Annotated in this window: 14 protein-coding genes; 9 read left to right on the forward strand and 5 right to left on the reverse strand. The window is 70.3% G+C overall.

Features of this window, described 5'->3' with window-relative positions:
* Positions 1-40: 40 nt before the first annotated feature.
* From O7615_RS22665 to typA, 3 genes are all read right to left on the reverse strand, one after another.
* Positions 41-1,138 (reverse strand): dipeptide epimerase, encoded by a 1,098-nt coding sequence (locus tag O7615_RS22665; protein WP_278179806.1) that lies wholly within the window; start codon positions 1,136-1,138, stop codon positions 41-43.
* A gap of 420 nt (positions 1,139-1,558) precedes the next feature.
* The gene (locus O7615_RS22670; protein ID WP_278179807.1) at positions 1,559-2,419 is read right to left on the reverse strand and encodes a serine hydrolase; all 861 of its coding nucleotides are present in this window, start codon (positions 2,417-2,419) and stop codon (positions 1,559-1,561) included.
* A gap of 56 nt (positions 2,420-2,475) precedes the next feature.
* Positions 2,476-4,344 (reverse strand): translational GTPase TypA, encoded by a 1,869-nt coding sequence (typA, locus tag O7615_RS22675; RefSeq protein WP_278179808.1) that lies wholly within the window; start codon positions 4,342-4,344, stop codon positions 2,476-2,478.
* Positions 4,345-4,471: 127 nt separating this feature from the next.
* Here typA and O7615_RS22680 point away from each other — a divergent pair, with 127 nt between their 5' ends.
* The 8 genes from O7615_RS22680 (at position 4,472) to O7615_RS22715 (ending at position 14,810) form a co-directional block, all read left to right on the forward strand.
* Positions 4,472-5,824: a DedA family protein gene (locus tag O7615_RS22680; RefSeq protein ID WP_347405096.1), complete on the forward strand. Its 1,353-nt coding sequence runs from the start codon at positions 4,472-4,474 to the stop codon at positions 5,822-5,824.
* 122 nt (positions 5,825-5,946) lie between these two features.
* The gene (locus O7615_RS22685; RefSeq protein ID WP_278179809.1) at positions 5,947-6,864 is read left to right on the forward strand and encodes a transglycosylase SLT domain-containing protein; all 918 of its coding nucleotides are present in this window, start codon (positions 5,947-5,949) and stop codon (positions 6,862-6,864) included.
* A gap of 13 nt (positions 6,865-6,877) precedes the next feature.
* Complete coding sequence (locus tag O7615_RS22690; RefSeq protein WP_278179810.1) at positions 6,878-8,620, forward strand: CocE/NonD family hydrolase; 1,743 nt, start codon at positions 6,878-6,880, stop codon at positions 8,618-8,620.
* A gap of 163 nt (positions 8,621-8,783) precedes the next feature.
* Complete coding sequence (locus tag O7615_RS22695) at positions 8,784-9,680, forward strand: hypothetical protein (protein WP_278179811.1); 897 nt, start codon at positions 8,784-8,786, stop codon at positions 9,678-9,680.
* A 236-nt stretch (positions 9,681-9,916) separates the two neighbouring features.
* Positions 9,917-10,888: an aldo/keto reductase gene (locus O7615_RS22700; protein ID WP_278179812.1), complete on the forward strand. Its 972-nt coding sequence runs from the start codon at positions 9,917-9,919 to the stop codon at positions 10,886-10,888.
* Between the two features lie 69 nt (positions 10,889-10,957).
* Positions 10,958-11,716, forward strand: coding sequence for a MerR family transcriptional regulator (locus O7615_RS22705; RefSeq protein WP_278179813.1), 759 nt, complete (start codon positions 10,958-10,960; stop codon positions 11,714-11,716).
* A gap of 142 nt (positions 11,717-11,858) precedes the next feature.
* Positions 11,859-12,950 (forward strand): Gfo/Idh/MocA family oxidoreductase, encoded by a 1,092-nt coding sequence (locus O7615_RS22710; protein WP_278179814.1) that lies wholly within the window; start codon positions 11,859-11,861, stop codon positions 12,948-12,950.
* 96 nt (positions 12,951-13,046) lie between these two features.
* Positions 13,047-14,810: an alpha/beta fold hydrolase gene (locus tag O7615_RS22715; protein ID WP_278179815.1), complete on the forward strand. Its 1,764-nt coding sequence runs from the start codon at positions 13,047-13,049 to the stop codon at positions 14,808-14,810.
* Positions 14,811-14,816: 6 nt separating this feature from the next.
* On the opposite strand, the gene O7615_RS22720 is transcribed toward O7615_RS22715, so the two are convergent.
* A complete protein-coding gene (locus O7615_RS22720; protein WP_278179816.1) occupies positions 14,817-15,455 on the reverse strand; it encodes a TetR/AcrR family transcriptional regulator in 639 nt (212 codons plus the stop codon).
* Between the two features lie 433 nt (positions 15,456-15,888).
* Between O7615_RS22720 and O7615_RS22725 the strand changes: the two genes are divergently transcribed.
* Positions 15,889-17,766 (forward strand): carboxylesterase family protein, encoded by a 1,878-nt coding sequence (locus O7615_RS22725; protein WP_278179817.1) that lies wholly within the window; start codon positions 15,889-15,891, stop codon positions 17,764-17,766.
* A gap of 45 nt (positions 17,767-17,811) precedes the next feature.
* Here the strand turns inward: O7615_RS22725 and O7615_RS22730 are convergent, their stop codons facing one another.
* Positions 17,812-18,561, reverse strand: coding sequence for an SDR family oxidoreductase (locus O7615_RS22730; protein WP_278179818.1), 750 nt, complete (start codon positions 18,559-18,561; stop codon positions 17,812-17,814).
* Between the last annotated feature and the right edge of the window lie 18 nt (positions 18,562-18,579).

Here is an 18,579-nt window from a genome sequence, read left to right on the forward strand (position 1 = left end):
ACCCCCGTTGTTCGGACCATATGAAAGTTTCCGCCAGCTATCAATCCTTGTCCTGAATCTTTACTTCAGAGACCGAGGCGATGCCGAGGCCGGGCGCGTCCGGCAGGACGATGCTCGCCGCGTCGTACCGGATGCCGCCGACGACCGGCGAGCGGGCCAGCCACCAGGCCGCGTCGAGGTCGGCGGTTCCCGTCGCGGGGTGGGCGGCGACCAGGCTGGCGGCGGCGCCGACGCCCACCTGAGTCTCCATCATCGAGCCGACCACGGTGCCTACGCCGTACGCGGCGGCGACCTCCAGCAGGGTCCGCGCGGTGGACAGGCCGCCGCACTTGGCCAGCTTCACGTTGACCAGGTCCGCCGCCCGGCGGCGGATCACCTCCACCAGGTCCCGCAGATCGAAGACCGACTCGTCGGCGAGGATCGGGATCTGCACCCGCTCGCTCACCCAGGCCATCCCGTCCAGGTCCCGCCGGTCGACCGGCTGCTCGACCAGCTCGACGCCGAGGCCGGCGTCCTCGATGCCGCGGATGACCCGGACCGCCTCGCGCGGGGTCCAGCCCTGGTTCGCGTCCAGCCGGATGCGCACCCCGCCGCCGACCGCGCCGCGCACCGCGCGGACCCGGTCCAGGTCGCCGGCGGCGTCCGTGCCGACCTTCAGTTTGAGCACCCCGAAACCCTCGGCGTGCCGCCGCCGGGCCGCCGCCGCGATCTCCGCCGGGTCTCCGGCGGCCACCGTGACGTCCGTGGGCACCCGCAGGCGGGTGCCACCGAGCAGCCGGACCAGCGGTACGCCGAGCCGCCGGGCGGCCAGGTCGTGCAGGGCCACGTCGACCGCGCACCGGGCGGCCTCGTTGCCGGCGACCGACCGCCGCACCTCGGCGCACCGGGCCGTCAGGTCGTCCGGATTCCGGCCGGTCAGCGTGGGGCCGAGCAGTTCGCGTACGCACGCCTCGGCACCGGCCACCGAGGCGCCGGTCACCTGCCACACCTGCGGCGCCTCGCCGAAACCGGAGCGGCCGTCCGCGTCGACCACCTCCACGACCAGCGTGTCCACCGTGGTGGCGCGGCGCAGGGCGGTGACGAACGGGGTGTGCAGGGGAGCGGTCAGGCGGTGGGTGCGTACCGCGACGATCGTCATGTGCGGCACCCTAGGGCCTGCCGAATTCCTGGGGCGGCGCGGCAGGCCACCTGTCGGGTTGTCGGCCCTGTCGAGCTGAACCGTCTGTGCTATCACCACCCCGGCCCCGCCCCGGAGGGCCACGCCGACCTGAGCGAGACCACCGGCGCCGCCCCCGACGGCCGCGCCGACCAGCTCGCCGACGGGCCGTCACCCTGGCGGAAGGCACCACCTGCGGCATGCCGCGATCGCAGTCGCCCACACACGACGGGCGCCCACGAAACGTTGATCATGACCTTAGTGGAGATTCCCCGGGTGACAGCACAGACGGCTCAGCTCGACAGGGCACGTATTGCACAGCCGGAGACACCACCGCCGCGCAACCGAGCATGCGGATCCCGACGCGACGGAACAGGGGACGCACCCGCCGGCCTAGGCGGCCTAAGGATGGGACGTGAGGGTGCTGAGATCGTGGCGGGCCTGCCAGACCTGGGCGGAGATGTCGGCCGCGAGTTGGCGGGCGTCGGTGTCGGTCGGGCCGCCGATCTGCTCGTCGTCGATGGTGGTGCAGACGACGAGCAGGTACGCGTCGGCGTCGTCGGGGAAGACCACCGCCGCGCCGTGCCGTACGCCGCGTACCCAGCCGTTCTTGTGGGCGAGCCGGGTGCCGGCGGGCAGCCCCTCGGCGACGTCCTGGCGGATCTGCTGGGCGCAGAGGACGTCGAGCATCGCGGCGCAGGCGGCGGGCGAGGCGATCGGGCCGGGGCGGTGGGCGCCGGTGGCGACGGCGCCGAGCAGGGCGGCCAGGTCGGCGGCGGTGACCAGGTTGGTGATCCCCGCCTCGCGGGCGGCGAAGTCCTCGATACCGCGTGCGGTGACGCTGTGCCGGGCGCCGGCCCGCTCCCAGACCTGTGCCACGGCGGGCCGGCCGACGTGTTCGAGGACCAGGTTGGTGGCGAAATTGCTGGAGCGGACGATCATCCGCTCGGCGAGCCAGCGCAGGGTCTCCCGCCGGCCGAGCCGCTCCCACACGGCGGCGTCGTTGTCGTACTCGCGGGCGCAGGAGAACGGCGGCGCGTCCGGCCGGGCAGAGGTGAACCGGTTGACGACCTCGACCGGGGCGTCCGGGTCGAGGCGACCGGTGTCGGCGGCGTGGTGCAGCGCGGCGAGCACGGCCAGCTTCATCGTGCTCGCCGCGTAGTGGGTGGCCTCGGCGTGCCGGGTCCAGGCGGGCGGGGCGTCGAGCGGTCCCGCGTACACCGAGACCGTGCCGGGGAAGGCGTCCAGGTCGTCCGGCGTCACGAGCCCGACCGTAGCCGAGCCGGCGGGCCGGGACCACGAGGGGCCCCGGCCCGCCGTCAGCCGGCGTGCTTGCGGCGGGCGGCGGTGCGGGCCCGCTGGGTCTGGTCGAGCACGACCTTGCGGATGCGTACGGCGGCCGGGGTGACCTCGACGCACTCGTCCTCGCGGCAGAACTCCAGGGCCTGCTCCAGCGACAGCTTCCGCGGCGGGATCAGCTTCTCGGTCTCGTCGGCCGTGGAGGAGCGCATGTTGGTGAGCTTCTTCTCCTTGGTGATGTTGACGTCCATGTCGTCGGAGCGGGAGTTCTCCCCGACGATCATGCCCTCGTACACCTCGGTGCCGGGCTCGACGAAGAGCTGGCCGCGCTCCTGGAGGTTGGTCATCGCGAACGCGGTGACGCTGCCGGCGCGGTCGGCGACCAGCGAGCCGTTGTTGCGGGTGCGCAGCTCGCCGAACCACGGCTCGTACGACTCGAAGACGTGGTGCAGGATGCCGGTGCCCCGGGTCTCGGTGAGGAACTCGGTGCGGAAGCCGATCAGACCGCGCGCCGGGACCAGCCACTCCATCCGGATCCAGCCGGTGCCGTGGTTGACCAGCTGCTCCATCCGGCCCTTGCGGGTGGCCAGCAGCTGGGTGATCGCGCCGAGGTACTCGTCGGGCGCGTCGATGGTGAGGCGCTCCACCGGCTCGCAGGTCCGCCCGTCGATCTCCCGGGTGACCACCTGCGGCTTGCCGACGGTGAGCTCGAAGGACTCGCGGCGCATCTGCTCGACCAGGATGGCCAGGGCCAGCTCGCCGCGGCCCTGCACCTCCCAGGCGTCGGGACGCTCGGTGGGCAGCACCCGCAGCGAGACGTTGCCGACCAGTTCCTTGTCGAGCCGGTCCTTGACCATCCGGGCGGTGACCTTGGCACCCTTGACCCGGCCGACCAGCGGGGAGTTGTTGGTGCCGATGGTCATCGAGATCGCCGGCTCGTCCACGGTGATCAGGGGCAGCGGGATCGGGTTCTCCGCGTCGGCGAGGGTCTCACCGATCATGATCTCGGGGATGCCGGCGACGGCGATGATGTCGCCCGGCCCCGCGCTGTCGGCGGGCTTGCGCTCCAGGCCCTCGGTCATCAACAGCTCGGAGATGCGGACCCGCTGGGTGCTGCCGTCGGTGCGGCACCAGGCCACCGACTGGCCCTTGGCGATGGTGCCCTGGCGCACCCGGCACAGCGCGAGCCGGCCGAGGAAGGGGGAGGCGTCGAGGTTGGTGACGTGCGCCTGGAGCGGGGCGCTCTCGTCGTACGCGGGCGGCGGGATGGTGTCCAGCAGGGTGCGGAACAGCGGCTCCAGGCTCTGGCTGTCGTCCGGGACCGACCCGTCGGCGGGCTGGGTCAGCGAGGCGATGCCGTCGCGGGCGCAGGCGTAGACGATCGGGAAGTCGATCTGCTCCTCGTCGGCGTCGAGGTCGAGGAAGAGCTCGTAGGTGTCGTCGACGACCTCCTTGATCCGGGCGTCGGGACGGTCCACCTTGTTGATCACCAGGATGATCGGCATCCGGGCCTTGAGGGCCTTGCGGAGCACGAACCGGGTCTGCGGCAGCGGCCCCTCGCTGGCGTCGACCAGCAGCACCACGCCGTCGACCATGGTCAGGCCGCGCTCGACCTCGCCGCCGAAGTCGGCGTGGCCGGGGGTGTCGATGATGTTGATGGTGACCGGGTCCGAGCCGTCCGCCGGCAGGTAGCGCACGCCGGTGTTCTTGGCCAGGATGGTGATGCCCTTCTCCCGTTCGAGGTCCATCGAGTCCATCACCCGCTCGGTCACCTCGCCCCGGGCGCCATAGGCGCCGGCCTGCCGCAGCATGGCGTCGACCAGGGTGGTCTTGCCGTGGTCGACGTGAGCGATGATGGCGACGTTGCGGAGGTCGGTGCGCAGCTGCATGGGATCCATCCTCCCGCCTCTTCGGTTGCGGCGCGGCGTCGGGGGTCACCGTGGGTGCGTACCGGTTCCCCACAGAGACCGCTGTCACACTTACAGGGCAGTCTGGCTGAGGTGATCCGGGGGCGCCGTGCACGATCTGCTGAACTCGCTACAGAACCTGCCGCCGTCGCTGATCTATCTGGTGGCGGCGCTGGTCGTCGCCGCCGAGACGGCGTTGATCATCGGGCTGGTGGCGCCCGCGGAGGCCACCCTGCTGCTGGTGGGCTTCCTCACGTACACCGGCACGCTGCGGCTCGGCCCGGCGCTGCTGGTGATGATCATCGCCGCCGTGGCGGGGGACGCGGTGGCGTTCCGCGCCGGCCGGCGGTACGGTCCGCGGCTGCGGGCCAGCCGCTGGGGCGCCCGGGTGGGGCCGCACCGGTGGGCCCGTGCCGACGCGATGCTCGTGCGGATGGGCGGCCGTGGCGTGCTGACCGCCCGGTGGGTCGCCTTCGTCCGTACGCTGGTGCCCCGGCTCGCCGGGGCGTCCGGCATGCCGTACCGGCGGTTCGCGCCGTGGAACCTGGCCGGGGTGATCACCTGGGCCGGCAGTTCCGTGCTGGTCGGGCACCTGGCCGGCGAGTCGTACGAGACGGTGTCCCGGCTGCTCGGTCGGGCGACCGGAGCGGTGCTGGTCCTGGTGGCCGCGCTGGTTGCGGTGGTGCTGACCGGCCGGTGGCTGGGGCGCAACCCGGACCCGGCGCGGGCGTTGCTGGCCCGGGCCGCCGGTGTGCCGCCGGTGCGCTGGCTGTCGGCCCGGTACGGGCTGCTGTTCTTCCTGCTCAGCCTCCGCCTCGGGCCGGCCTGGGCGTTGCTGGCGAACCTGGCGGCCGGGGTGCTGCTGCTGTTCGCCGTCGGGTTGGCCATCGCGTGGACGCTGCGGGCAGTGGTCCGGCACAGCGGGCTGTCCCTGGTCGACGGGGCGATCGCGAGCTGGTTCGCGGCCCGGCGTACGCCCGACGCGGTGGAGGCGACGCAGGCGGCGGTGGCGGTGCTGCGCGGCTCGTCGCTGATCGCGGTGGTGGCGGTGGTGGCCCTGATCCAGGCGTGGCGGCACCGGCCGTGGCGAGCCGACCTGCTCAGCGTCGTCGGCACGATCGGCGCGTTCGTGCCGCTGGTGGTGCTGGCGGCGGTGGCCGACCTGGCGGCCGGGGGCCGGGTGGTGCTGTTCTCCACCCAGAACGCGGTGGTGACCGCCAGCCTGTGCACGCTGGCCTGGCTGCTGTCGCGGGGCGCGCGGTGGCCGGTCGCGGTGGCCGCCTGGACCGTCGCGGCGGCCGGCGTGGTCGCCATCGGCGGTGCGCGGCTCTACCTCGGACTGAGCACGGCCAGCGGCACCGTGGGCGCGGTGCTGCTCGGTGCCGCCTGGACGGCGGTGTTCATGGTCGCCTGGGCCACCCGGGACCGCGCGGTGGCCGCCGGCGGCGCGGCGACGCGATGAGTCCTGCGGGCCATGACCTGGCTGATGTCGTGCGGGTGGTCCGGGCGCCGCCGTACGGTACCCCGGCGACGGCCGGTAGCTGTTAGTGTGCGGCGGGTTCGTCACTGCCGGGAGGGGTCAACATGGGGCGCAGCGTCACGCGGTGGGGCGTCGCGGTGATCGCCGGGATGCTGCTGCTGACCGGCGGCGGATGCGCCAGAGTGGACGCTCCGGCGCGGGAGCTGCCCGCCCCGGTCGCGCTCCCGGAGGAGCTGCCGGAGGTGACCGTGGAGCCGAGCGGGTCGCCCGTGCCGGATGACCTGATCGCGACGCCGGTGGCGGTGGAATCGATGGGTGCCGCGCCGAAGGCCACCCCGAGCGCCAGCGCGACGCCGGAGCCGGCACCGTCGTCGGCGAAGCCGAGCCCGAAGCCCAAGCGCACCGCACCGACCGCCCCGCGGGCGGTGCCGAAGCCGCCGACCGAGACCAAGGTGCCACCGGCCCCGCCGAAGCCGGCGCCGAGCGGCTGTCAGCCCAGCTACCGGGGCGACCAGGCCAGCCGTGCGCAGGCCAAGGCGGCGCTGACCGACGCGGCCGGGCGGACGTACTGGCCGACGTCGGCACCGGACATCCGCATCCCGCTGAGCCTGATCAAGGCGACGGCGTGGCAGGAGAGCGGGTGGCAGTCCAACATCGTCGCCTGTGACGGGGGCATCGGCCTGATGCAGGTGATGCCGGACACCGCGACCTGGATGAACCAGCGCTTCGGGCAGAGCTACGACGTGTGGGACTACCGGGACAACGCCTACCTCGGCGGCACCTACCTGGCCTGGCTCACCAAGTACATCGGCGACATGTACTTCGACGCCGACTACCGGCTCGACGCCGACCTGTGCACCACCGGGGAACTGAACTCCTGCCTGCTCAACGCGGTCATCGCGGCGTACAACTACGGTCATGGGGCGGTGGCCCGGGAGGGGCAGCCGCTGGCCATCCCCAACGCGAGCTACGTGCGCAACGTCCGGGCACTGATGACGGAGTGTGTCTGCCTCGGGTTCTGAGCGGAGGAAACCGTTGCTGGACGGTCTGGCGTCCGGACTCGCCGCCGCCGCGCTGCGGCTGCCCCCGGCGCGTACCCGACGGATCGCCGTCACCCGGGACATCGCGCTGCGGGTCCGCGACGGGGTGGTCCTGCGGACCGACCACTACGCCCCCGACCTGCCCGGCGCGCCCACCGTCCTGATCCGCACCCCCTACGGCCGGGGCGGGCCGATGCGGCTGCTCTGCCGGCTCGCGGCCGAGCGCGGGTTCCACGTGGTCATCCAGTCCTGCCGGGGCACCGGTGGCTCGGACGGCTCGTTCGATCCGTTCGTGCACGAGCGCGACGACGGGCTGGACACCCTCGACTGGCTGCGCCGGCAGCGCTGGTGGAGCGGCGCGTTCGGCATGTTCGGCGCCAGCTACCAGGGCTTCGTACAGTGGGCCCTGGCGGCGGACGCGGGCCCGGAGCTGCGGGCGATGGTCGCGGTGGCGACCGCCTCGACCACCCGCGACTCCACCTACGCGGGGGAGTCGTTCGCCCTGGACACGGTGCTGACCTGGGTGGAGCTGCTGCAGGCGCAGACCGTGCCGTGGCTGGCCCGGCAGTGGGAACTCAAGCGGGGGCAGCCGCGGCTGATCGCCGCCCTGGCACACCTGCCGCTGGTCGAGGCCGACCGGGTCGCCACCGGGGCGACCGTGCCGTTCTTCCAGGAGTGGCTGCGTCACCACACACCACAGGCCGACTACTGGCGCAGTCGGGTCTTCGACGACCGGCTGCACCTGGTGCGGGCGCCGGTGGCGATGGTCAGCGGCTGGCACGACATCTTCCTGCCGGCCCAACTGCGCGACTACGCGGCGCTGCGCGCCCGCGGGGCCCGGCCGCGGCTGGTCGTCGGGCCGTGGACGCACGGCAGCCCGGGGCTGTTCGTGGCCGCGCTGCGGGAGGGGCTGTGCTGGCTCGACGCACACCTGTCCACCGATGGTCGGGACGCCGACGCCGACGCCGACACGGGCACGGGCACCGACGCGGACACCGACGCCGATGGTCCGGCCGCCCGGGTTGGCGCCGTGGCGGAGGCCCCGGTGCGGGTGCATGTCGGCGGCGACGGTGGGGGCTGGCGTGACCTGCCCGACTGGCCCCCACCCGCCACCGCCACCCGGTGGTTCCTGCACCCGGGCGCCGGGTTGCGCACCTCGGCGCCGGTGCCGTCACCGCCGGACGGGTTCTGGTACGACCCGACCGACCCGACCCCCTCGCTGGGCGGTCCGCTGCTGGTGGCCCAGCGCGCCGGGCCGGTCGACAACCGTCCGGTCGAGGCCCGCCCCGACGTGCTGACCTGGACCAGTGAGCCGCTCGCCGCCGGGGTCGAGGTGATCGGCCCGGTGCGAGCGGAGATCCACCTGCGCAGCGAGCTGCGCCATCTGGATGTCTTCGTGCGACTGTGCGACGTGGACCACCGGGGTCGCTCCTGGAACATCTGCGACGGGCTGGTCCGGCTCGACCCGGAGCGGTTTCCCGCCGACGCCACGGGCGCCGTCGCGGTGCCGGTGGAACTGTGGCCCGCCGCCCACCGGTTCGCCCCCGGGCACCGGCTGCGGTTGCAGATCTCCGGCGGTGCCCACCCGCGGTACGCCCGCAACCCCGGCACCGGTGAGCCGCTCGGCGCGGCCGTCACACTCCGTGGTGGATACCGGGAGATCATGCATGATCCGGATCATCCGTCCGCAGTGGTCCTACCGGTCGTCCACTCTGTCTCTCAGCCTGTTCCAAGCTGAATAGGGCAGCTCTGAGCTGGGCATTCATCGGTTTTCCGGGCTATCGTTGGGGCACGCCCGGCGCCGTGCACCCGATGGCCGGGCCCGCCTGTGAGGCCTCACCACCGCGTACGCGGTGTCACCGTCGTGCCCGGCCCCCGACGACAGAAGCAAAGGGGGAACCATGACGCGGGCACCGGCAAACCTCATGGCCGTCCGCAGTCTGCTGCTCGAGCACCTCAACCGTGATCCCAACCGGGCGCGCGACGAGGATCTCGAACCCAACGAGGTCGGCATCGTCGGTGACGCCAACCACCGAGGGGGCTACCACTGCGGGTCGGACCGGGTCGTCGCGAACGACTACTCCGTGGTCGAGTCGTCCCGGGACCGCAACGGCCTGACCCTCGACGCCGCCGCCCTGGACGTGGGCATGTTCCGCGTCAGCTCCGGCGGCCGCAACCACAACCTGTTCACGTTCTCGGCCTGGTGCGTTGCCCAGTGCGTCGCCAACGCCCCGGACACCCGGGACATCCGCGAGATCATCTATTCACCGGACGGCAACGTGGTCCGGCGCTGGGACCGGCTCGGTCGGCGGAGCACCGGCGACCGGTCCCATCTGTGGCACACCCACTTCAGTTTTTTCCGCGACTCGATCAAGGCGAACCGCGACCAGCGGCCGCTGTTCCGCCGCTACCTGACCACTATCGGACTCGTGAAGTCGGAGGAGGGGACGAGCGACATGACACCCGAGGAGCACAACTGGCTCAAGACCGTTCACCGCAACCTCACCGTCCTGGACGGGCGCAACCCGGTCGGGCAGACCTACACCCGGATGGCGATGGGCGAGGATCACACCGATCCGAAGTTCCAGGTCTCGCACCCGACGCTGCGCAGCATCGGCGCCCAGCTCACCGCGCTGCAGACGGCGGTGGAGTCGCTGGTCAACCACGACTTCACCGACGAGCAGGCGATCATCTCCGGCGTGCTCGCCGGCCTGACCCCGCAGGAGATCGCCGCGGCGATCCCGCCGACCGTGGCCGATCAGGTCGTGCGGGAACTGAGCCGGCGCCTGGCGGCCTGACCGACCCGACCCGACACGTTCGGTGACGGAATCCGGCAACAATCATGGCGCGACAGCCGTCGCGCCATGATTGTTGCCCCTCGCGGAAGCAGATAAGGGAACATGCGCCGCGTGATACGGTTGTGTACCGATCGGCACGGAAGTCGGATGGCCGCACACGAGACGCTGCCGCCGCCGGCCTGCAGGGTTGCCGACGACGGACGGCGCGGTCAACAACCAGCAGGAAGAGGGCACCCATGAGAACCACGTCACTCGGCGGGCTCAAGGTCTCGCGCATCGGGTTCGGGGCTATGGGAATGTCGGCGTTCTACACCGGCGCGGGACGGAACGAGGAGGAGGCGATCCGCACGATCCATCGCGCGCTCGACCTCGGCGTCAATCACGTCGACACGGCCGAGGTCTACGGTCCGTATGTCAACGAGGAACTCGTGGGCAGGGCTCTGAAAGGACGTCGCGATCACGTCGTCCTCGCCACCAAGTTCGGTCTCATCTCGCACAATGGCCGACCCGGGATGGACAGCACCCCGGCCAATGTCCGCGTGGCCGTGGAGGGGTCTCTCCGGCGTCTCGGCACGGATGTCATCGATCTCTACTATCAGCACCGAGTGGATCCTGATACGCCCATCGAGGCGACGATGAGCACCCTGGCCGATCTCGTGGCCGAGGGCAAGATCCGTCAGATCGGCCTCTCCGAGGCGGGACCGTCGACGATTCGACGCGCCCACGCGATTCACCCGATCGCCGCCGTGCAGACCGAGTACTCATTGTGGACTCGTGACCCCGAGGCGGAGATTCTGCCGTTGCTTCGCGAGCTGCGGATTGGTCTCGTCCCCTACTCGCCGCTCGGACACGGCTTCCTCACCGGCACCATCCGGTCCCTGAAGGGCTTGGACGCGCATGATTGGCGCCGCACGAATCCCCGCTTCACGGGCGGCAATCTCGAACGCAATCTCCGAATCGTCGACGAGGTGCACGCCGTGGCAACCGAGGCGGAGGCCACGCCCGCGCAGATCGCGCTGGCGTGGCTGCTCGGCCAGGGCGAGGGCATCGCTCCCATCCCCGGCACGACGAGAGTCGAACGAGTGGAGGAGAACGTGGCTGCCGACGGCATCCAGCTCACCTCCGATCAGTTCGCGCGGCTGAACGCACTGCCCGTGCCGTCCGGCGAGCGTCACCGCGAGCCCGACATGGAGACGATCGATCGCTAGCCGGGTCTCTGGTGGACGAGACCAGGGTCGGCGCTCTCCGTGCCCACGTGAACACTGGAAGGAGATGGCGTGGCCTGGAGTACGCGTGAACTCGCCGATCTGGCAGGCACAACGGTGAACACGGTCCGGCACTATCACCGGCTGGGTCTGCTTGAAGAGCCCGAGCGCAGGTCCAACGGATACAAGGAGTACGAAGTACGGCATCTCGTGCGACTCCTGCGCATCCGGCGCCTCGCGGACCTGGGCGTGCCCCTCTCCCGGATTGGCGAGGCCAGCGCGCACAGCGACGCCACGCCGGACATGCTGAGAAAACTGGACACAGAACTCGCGGAGAGCATCAAGCGCCTGGGGCGGGCCCGCCACGACATCGCGGCCATCCTGCGGGAGGGTGCGCCCGCCGATATAGCCGCAGGCTTTGAGTCAGTCGCGTCGCGCCTCTCCGATGCCGACACCTCGATGATCCACATCTACACCCTGCTCTACGACGAGGAAGCGCTCGAAGATGTACGGCGGATGGTGGAAACCGATGCTGACGCCCGCGCCGTCGGCGATGACATCAACGCACTTGCTCCCGACGCGGATGAGGCAACACGGCAGCACCTCGCGGAGAGACTCGCACCGAGTCTCGCACAGAACCTGGCGGACTACCCCTGGATGAGGGACCCGGCGGCACGGCTGGCGAAGAGCGGGCGCATCACCCAGCAGACCTTCATCCAGGCAATGGTGGATCTGTACAACCCTGCCCAGCTCGATGTGTTCGCGCGAGCCAGGAACCTCGCCGACGAGTACCTGCAAGCTCGCCGCCCTGCGGACGACGACATCGAGTGAAGTCGCCCGCTGGTGACTTGACCCTGTTCCGAGAACACGGCTTCTACTGGCTCCAGGGCCCGGCCGCGACTCCTGCGGAGCTATACTGTACCGAGCGGTACTTAACGCGACTGCTCACGATCACCGAGTAAGGAGTCAAGAAGTGGCGAGCAACCCGATTCGCGTCGGCATCATCGGCGCGGACACGAAGGCGAGCTGGGCGGGGGCGTCCCACATCCCCGCTCTCGCGGCGCAACCGCAGTTCTCCCTGGAGGCGGTGGCGACGCGGCGGGAGGAGAGTGCACGCCGCGCCGCCGAGGCCTTCGGTGCCAAGCGATGGTTCTCGGACCCGTACGAGCTCATCAACGACCCGTCGATCGATCTCGTCACCGTCGCGGTGAAGGTTCCCGCCCATCGTGAGCTCGTGATGGCCGCCCTCGCCGCCGGCAAGGCCGTCTACTCGGAGTCCCCGCTGGGCGCGAACCTGGCGGAGACCGAGGAGATGGCGGCGGCGGTCGGCAGGTCGCACACGGCCATCGGACTGCAGGGACGGCTGAACCCCGCCGTGCGGCGCGCCGCACAGATCATTACGGAAGGAGGAATCGGTCGGCCGCTCTCGGCTCGCGTCCACGCGACGACCTTCGGATACGGCCCAGAGTCCGTGAGCGCCTATGACTACTTCAACAAGGAGGCGGCCGGGGCCAGCTTCCTCACGATCACGACGGCGCATGTGGTGGACGTGATCGAAGCGGTTCTGGGCAACATCACGGAGGTCGACGCCCGCACCGAGCTTCTGTGGCCCGAAGTGAAGCTGGTCGACACCGGAGACGTCTCCGTCCGCGAGATCCCCGACCACATCGACCTGATCGCCCGGACCGCGTCAGGAGCACCGGTTTCCGTGCAAGTCCTCGCAGGAATCCCTGTCCCCGATTCGCACTTCAGCCTGGAGGTCCGCGGGTCCGACGGATGGCTGAAGATCACCGGGAACCATCCCGCCGGCGTGCAGGTGGGAGACCTCGAGCTGACCTCCAGCGCCGACTTCGCGGCGCCGGACAGCCCCGTCGCCTCCGGCACCGGGCCAACGGCCGACAAGTTCTGGGCCGGCGCCTCCATCAACGTCGGCGAGGTGTACGCGAGCCTCGCACGCGACATCGCGAACGGCACCTACGACACTCCCGGCTTCGAGCACGCCCTCCACAACAGCCGCCTCATCGCGCGGATCGAGGAGGCCGCCACATCCGGAAAGCGACAGTGACACGCCAACCTCGGCTCCTTGGAGGACAGCGAAGGGCGCCAGTGGCCGGTCGCGTTTGACCGTGTGCCGATCGAACGACCGAGGAGGAGACCATCCGTGTCCAGCGACATGAGCGTCCGGTCTGCCGAAAGGCGCACCCATAGATCCAGACTTCTGATTGCGCTACTCGCACTGATTGCCATCATCGCCGCCAGCCCGGCGGCGGTCACCATCGTCTCCCAGAACAACGCCGACGCAACCGCGGACGCGACGCCGGATGTCGCCGCGCTCGCAGGCCCGCTCGCTGATCAAGACTTGATCTGGGGGGAGTGCGAGTTCAGCGACGACGGTCCGCCCATACCCGGCGCGGACCTCTCGAACGTCGAGTGTTCGACGATCGAGGTCCCGCGGAACTGGCACGATCCGGACCTGGAGACGACGTGGGAGGTCCATATCTCGCAGGCCCTCAACATCGATCCCGAGGATCCCGACTACCACACAACGATCATCACGCATCCCGGCGGTCCCTTCACATCCGGGCTCTCGTACAGCGCGACCGTCCAGATGTACACGCCCGAGCTGCGTCCGACCACGAACTACGTGAGCTTCGATCAGCGAGGACTCGGGCAGTCGAGCCATGCCTCGTGCGAGTACGAGTACGACCCGGCCGACGGCGACATCGCAGTCGTCCAGGCGATCGGCGAGGCGTGCTCGCAGGATCCCGATGTGGCGACGATGACGACCGAGCAGGCCGCATTCGATATGGACTTCATCCGGCACCTCCTCGGGCTCGACTCGGTTATGTACATGGGCTACTCGTACGGCACCTGGATCGGCACATGGTTCGGCAGCCTCTTCGCGGACAACATCGAGCGGATGGTCTTCGACTCGTCGACCGACTCGACACGAGCATCGATCCAGCACAACTACGACGCCGCCCACGAGGGACGCGATCGGCAGTTCCGGCTGCACATGATGAACTGGATCGCGCGCAACGACGCGACCTACGGCCTCGGAGCCGACCCGGAAACCATCTGGAGACGCTACTTCGCGGCCACCGGCGATACCGAGATGTCGACGGCCGCGTACTACGCGTGGACCGCGACAAACGTCAATCTCGCATTCTCAAGTCCGGTCGGATACCCGTTCGCCGCGAGCCTGGTATCACGCATCATCACCGAGGGCGAGGCGGCCGACCGACCGGTGGTCCCCACCGAATCGGCGGCCCGCATCATCGATGGAATGATCGAGCTGACCGACGAGCAGCGTGCCGCAGCGCACGAACGGCTCGGTGCGCTGTCGGCGCCGCCCGCCGGCGGACCAGGCGAGACGATCCGAGACACGTACGACTACCTGATCGACTTCACCAAGTGCACCGACGGCCAGTGGGAGCAAGGACTCGACTACTGGGAGCACTTCAACGAACGCACGGCGCTCGTCGCCCCGCTGTCGGCTCAACTCAAGCTCCTCGACGTGCCGCAGGTCTGCGCGTTCTGGCCGACGGAGTCGAAGATGCCGGCGCTGGGGGACAGCTTCCCGGAGACCATCGTCCTGCAGAGCGAGCTCGATTCGATGACGCCGTTCGAGCAGGGCCGGGCCGCCGGCACCGGCCTGCCGAACACCAGCCTGATCGCGGTCGACAACGAGAGCGTCCACGGCGTCTTCCCGTACGGCACCGAGGAGGTCGACCGTCCGGTGATCGACTTCCTCCTCGGCGGCGACCGTCCTGCACAGACGATCGTGGCCGCTGGCAAGCCATTGCCGCTGGAGCAGTCCACGTTCGAGTCGTGGGTGCCTCTCGACGCCGACGCCGACCACGCCGGAGCCGTTCCGCAGTTCACGGACCCGACCATGCCGGCACGGGTCGGGCGAGTTGGCTGACACCACTTACGAGAGATGGGTTATGTTCGTCTCGCTATCCGGCCAGCCGATCGCGCCGAGTGCGGCGTCCGCGACGCCGTGAAGCTCCTCGCTGCTTCGACCGCTGGCCGCTTGGACGGCGATACCGTACGCCACCGTCATCACGAACATGGCAAGGCCGTGTGGATCCTGGTTCTTCGGGAGATCGCCTTCGGTCTGGGCGCGCTCAAAACGCTCCTCCAGCCGGACTCTCGCGTCGTTGCGCCAGTCGATCAAAGCCTCGCGCGCGGGCAGCCCGCTTTCGCCGGTCGTCAATGCGCTTTGCACGCCAAGACACCCCGAGGGGACTTCTGCTCGCGTGGTCGCTCGAACCGCCCCGTGGAGCAGTGCCTCCGAGACTCTCCGCGCAGTCGGCTCCTCCAGAGCGCGCATGCCGTAGGAGGCAGGCCCGGCGGTGTACCGCTCCACCACCTTCCTGAACAGCTGTTCCTTGTTACCGAAGGCTGCGTACATGCTCGTCTTCGTGATGCCCATGGCTCCGGTCAGTTCTGAGAGGCTGGCGCCCTCGTAGCCCTTCTCCCAGAAGACCTCGAGCGCGCGCTCCAAGGCTTCGTCGGTATCGAACTCTCTGGGTCGCCCAACGCGACCAGTCCCTGTCGACGCCATCCCTCAAGCTTACCGCTTAAGTACCGACAGGTACACATCCGCTGCGTCGGGTGAGATCCTGACGCGTGGCGAAACAGAATGTGTGGATTGACGACCACGTGGACCGATGAACGAAGGAAGATGAAGGATGGCGAACCAACCCGAGGAACAGCACTTCGGTGACGACCCTCGCAGACCTGGAGAGTCGGTGCCGGCCGCGGACCCGATCCTGGAAGACGCCCGTCATCACGCGCGCGAAAGAGCCCCGAGAACGGCAACTGGGGCGCGGGAGCCGCCGGCGAAGCCGTCACGCGGACGATGCTCGCGATCATCAGTTTGACCCCGTTCCCACGACACGGTGTGCACTTGCCGGCGGGCCGTCTCCGAGTGGCGGCCCTGCCCCGGCAGCGGGGGTGTGCACCGGACAACTCTCGACCGTGAAGTGATGTGGAAGATGACAACCGACCCGCAGCATCCGTCCGGGACGGAGGACGCACCCGGCCCGCGCCGACGGGGAGTCAGGTGGCTCCTCGCGTGGCTGCCACTCGTGCCGCTCGTCGTGGTCGCCGGCGTCCTCGGGTGGCTCAACCGCAGCCCGTGGTGGGGCTGGGCGCTGGTCATCGCGCTGCTCACCGGGGTCGGCGTGGCCGTGCACTGGTGGCGCCGCAGGCACGTCCTCGTCCGGATCGCCGCGTGGATCCTGTCCGCGGTGCTCGTGTGCGCGACGGCGATCGTGGCCTATCCACCGCTGCAGACGCGCGTTGCGGGAGGCGATGACCCGCGGCCGTCCGCACCGGTGTCGACGCGCGAAGGGGTCGTACGGGGGGTCGTCAACGACGCCCGCACCGTCGAGATCTTCGCCGGAATCCCCTATGCACGGCCTCCCGTCGGCGAGCTCCGCTGGCGGGCGCCCGAACCCCTCGCGCCACGCGACGGCGTGTTCGTCGCGGATCGGTTCTCCGCGGTGCCGATCCAGAGCACGTCGACGTTCTCCAGCAGGGCGCTGTCGCGGATCGTCGAGGTGCCGCTGGAGGGGACGCTCCTCAACCCCTACCCGGTGAGTGAGGACAGCCTGACCCTCAACGTGTGGCGGAGCGCGACGCCGGACTCGGACCGCCTTCCCGTGTTCGTCTACATCCCGGGCGGAGGCTTCGCGACCGGGTCCGGTGCGCTGCCGCTGTACGACGGTGAGGCACTCGCCTCCCGGGGCAACGTGATCACCGTCACCGTCAACTACCGGCTCGGGGTCTTCGGGTTCCTCTCCCATCCGGATCTCGCCGCCGAGTCGGCGTACGGCGCCTCGGGCAACTACGGGATCCTCGACCAGATCGCCGCTCTCCGGTGGGTGAAGGAGAACATCGGCGCGTTCGGCGGGGATCCGGACCGGGTGACCGTGGCGGGCGAGTCCGCGGGCGGGGAGAGCGTCTGCGTCCTCGGGGCGACGCCGCTGGCCGAGGGCCTCGTCGACGGCATCATCGGCGGCAGCGGAGCGTGTATGGGCACGACGGGCAACACCGAGGACGGTGATCAGGGCGATACTCGCGAGGTCGCCGAGCGGGCCGGCACGCGGCTGGCCGAACTGCTCGGCGGCGCGACCATCGAGGAGATGCGCGACATGCCGGTCGAGCGCATCCGCGCAGCAGCGGGCGAGCTGGGCCCGCACTGGCGTCCCTCCGTCGACGGTCACGTCCTCGACCGGCCCCCGGCGGAGATCTACGCCGCCGGCGACCAACTCGACGTCCCGACGCTCGTCGGCAGTACGGCGGACGAAGCCTCCCTCGCGCTTGCGGCCCCTCCGGAGGCCGATGTCGACGAGTACCGCGATCGCGTCCGGGAGACGCACGGCTCGGACGCCGAACGCTTTCTCGACCTGTATCCCGGTGACACGACAGACCAGGTGCTCGCGTCCACCCTGCAGGCGCAGACGGACAGCGTCATGACGCGCGGCATGCTCCGGTGGGCTCGGCTCCAGACCGAGACGGGTGACGCGGACGCCTATCTCTACTTCTTCTCCCACGTCCCGCCGGAGCGCGGGCTCGAGAGATTCGGGGCCTATCACGGTGCCGAGCTCGCGTACGCGTTGGACAACCTCGGTGCCGACGGCAGCGCGGACTATACGGAGACCGACTATCGGCTGCGCGACATCATGAGCGGGTACTGGGTCAACTTCGTGCGCACGGGAGACCCGAACGGGCCGGACCTTCCGGCCTGGCCGACGGTCGAGCAGTCACCCGAGGAGGTCATGGAGTTCAGCGCCGACAGCGGTATGGCGCCCCGCCCTCGTGCCGAGGCGATCGACTTCTGGCTGGACTACGACGGCCCCATTCCCTGACGAGGGCTGCTGGGTGGTGTCTGAGCGATCCCGCGCGATCCTGGATCAGCCGACGCCGCCGTTGAGGTAGAGCACCTGGCCGTTGATCCAGCGCGCGGGCCCGGCAAGGTGGGCGACGGTCTCCGCGATGTCGCCGGGCTCGCCGAGACGCTCCAGCGGGCTCATCGAGGCCAGCCGGTCGATGACCTCCTGCGGCTTGCCTTCGAGGAACAGGGGGGTCGCGGTCGGGCCGGGCGCTACGGCGTTGACGGTGACGTCCCGCCCGCGCAGCTCCTTGGCCAGGATCATCGTGACCGCGTCGACCGCGCCCTTCGTGGCGGCGTACGCGGTGTACGTGGGCAGCGCGAGCTTGACCACCGACGAGGAGAAGGTGATGATCGCGCCGCCGTCTCGCACCCGGCGCGCGGCCTGCTGGGCGATGACGAAGGTGCCGCGCACATTGATGCGGTGCATCCGGTCGAACTCGCCACCCTCGGACAGGTCGAGTTCGGCCAGCGGCGCCAGCAGCATGATGCCGGCGGTGTGCACCACCACGTCGATGCCGCCGAAGGCCTCTTCGACCCTGTCGAACGTGGCAGTGACCTCATCGAGGTCGGCGACGTCCCCTCCGACCGCGATCGCCCGGCCGCCAGACGCGGTGATGGCGGCGACGACGTCCTCGGCGCGGTCCCGGTTGCCGGAGTAGTGCACGCCGACGGCCATCCCGTCCGCGGCCAGTCGCTCCGCGATCGCCCGGCCGATACCGCCGGATCCACCGGTGACAAGAGCGACGCGGGTGGTATCGGTGCTGGTCATGGTCCCTCCTCCGGTCTC

This window comes from Micromonospora sp. WMMD1082, from assembly GCF_029626175.1.
Lineage (GTDB): Bacteria > Actinomycetota > Actinomycetes > Mycobacteriales > Micromonosporaceae > Micromonospora.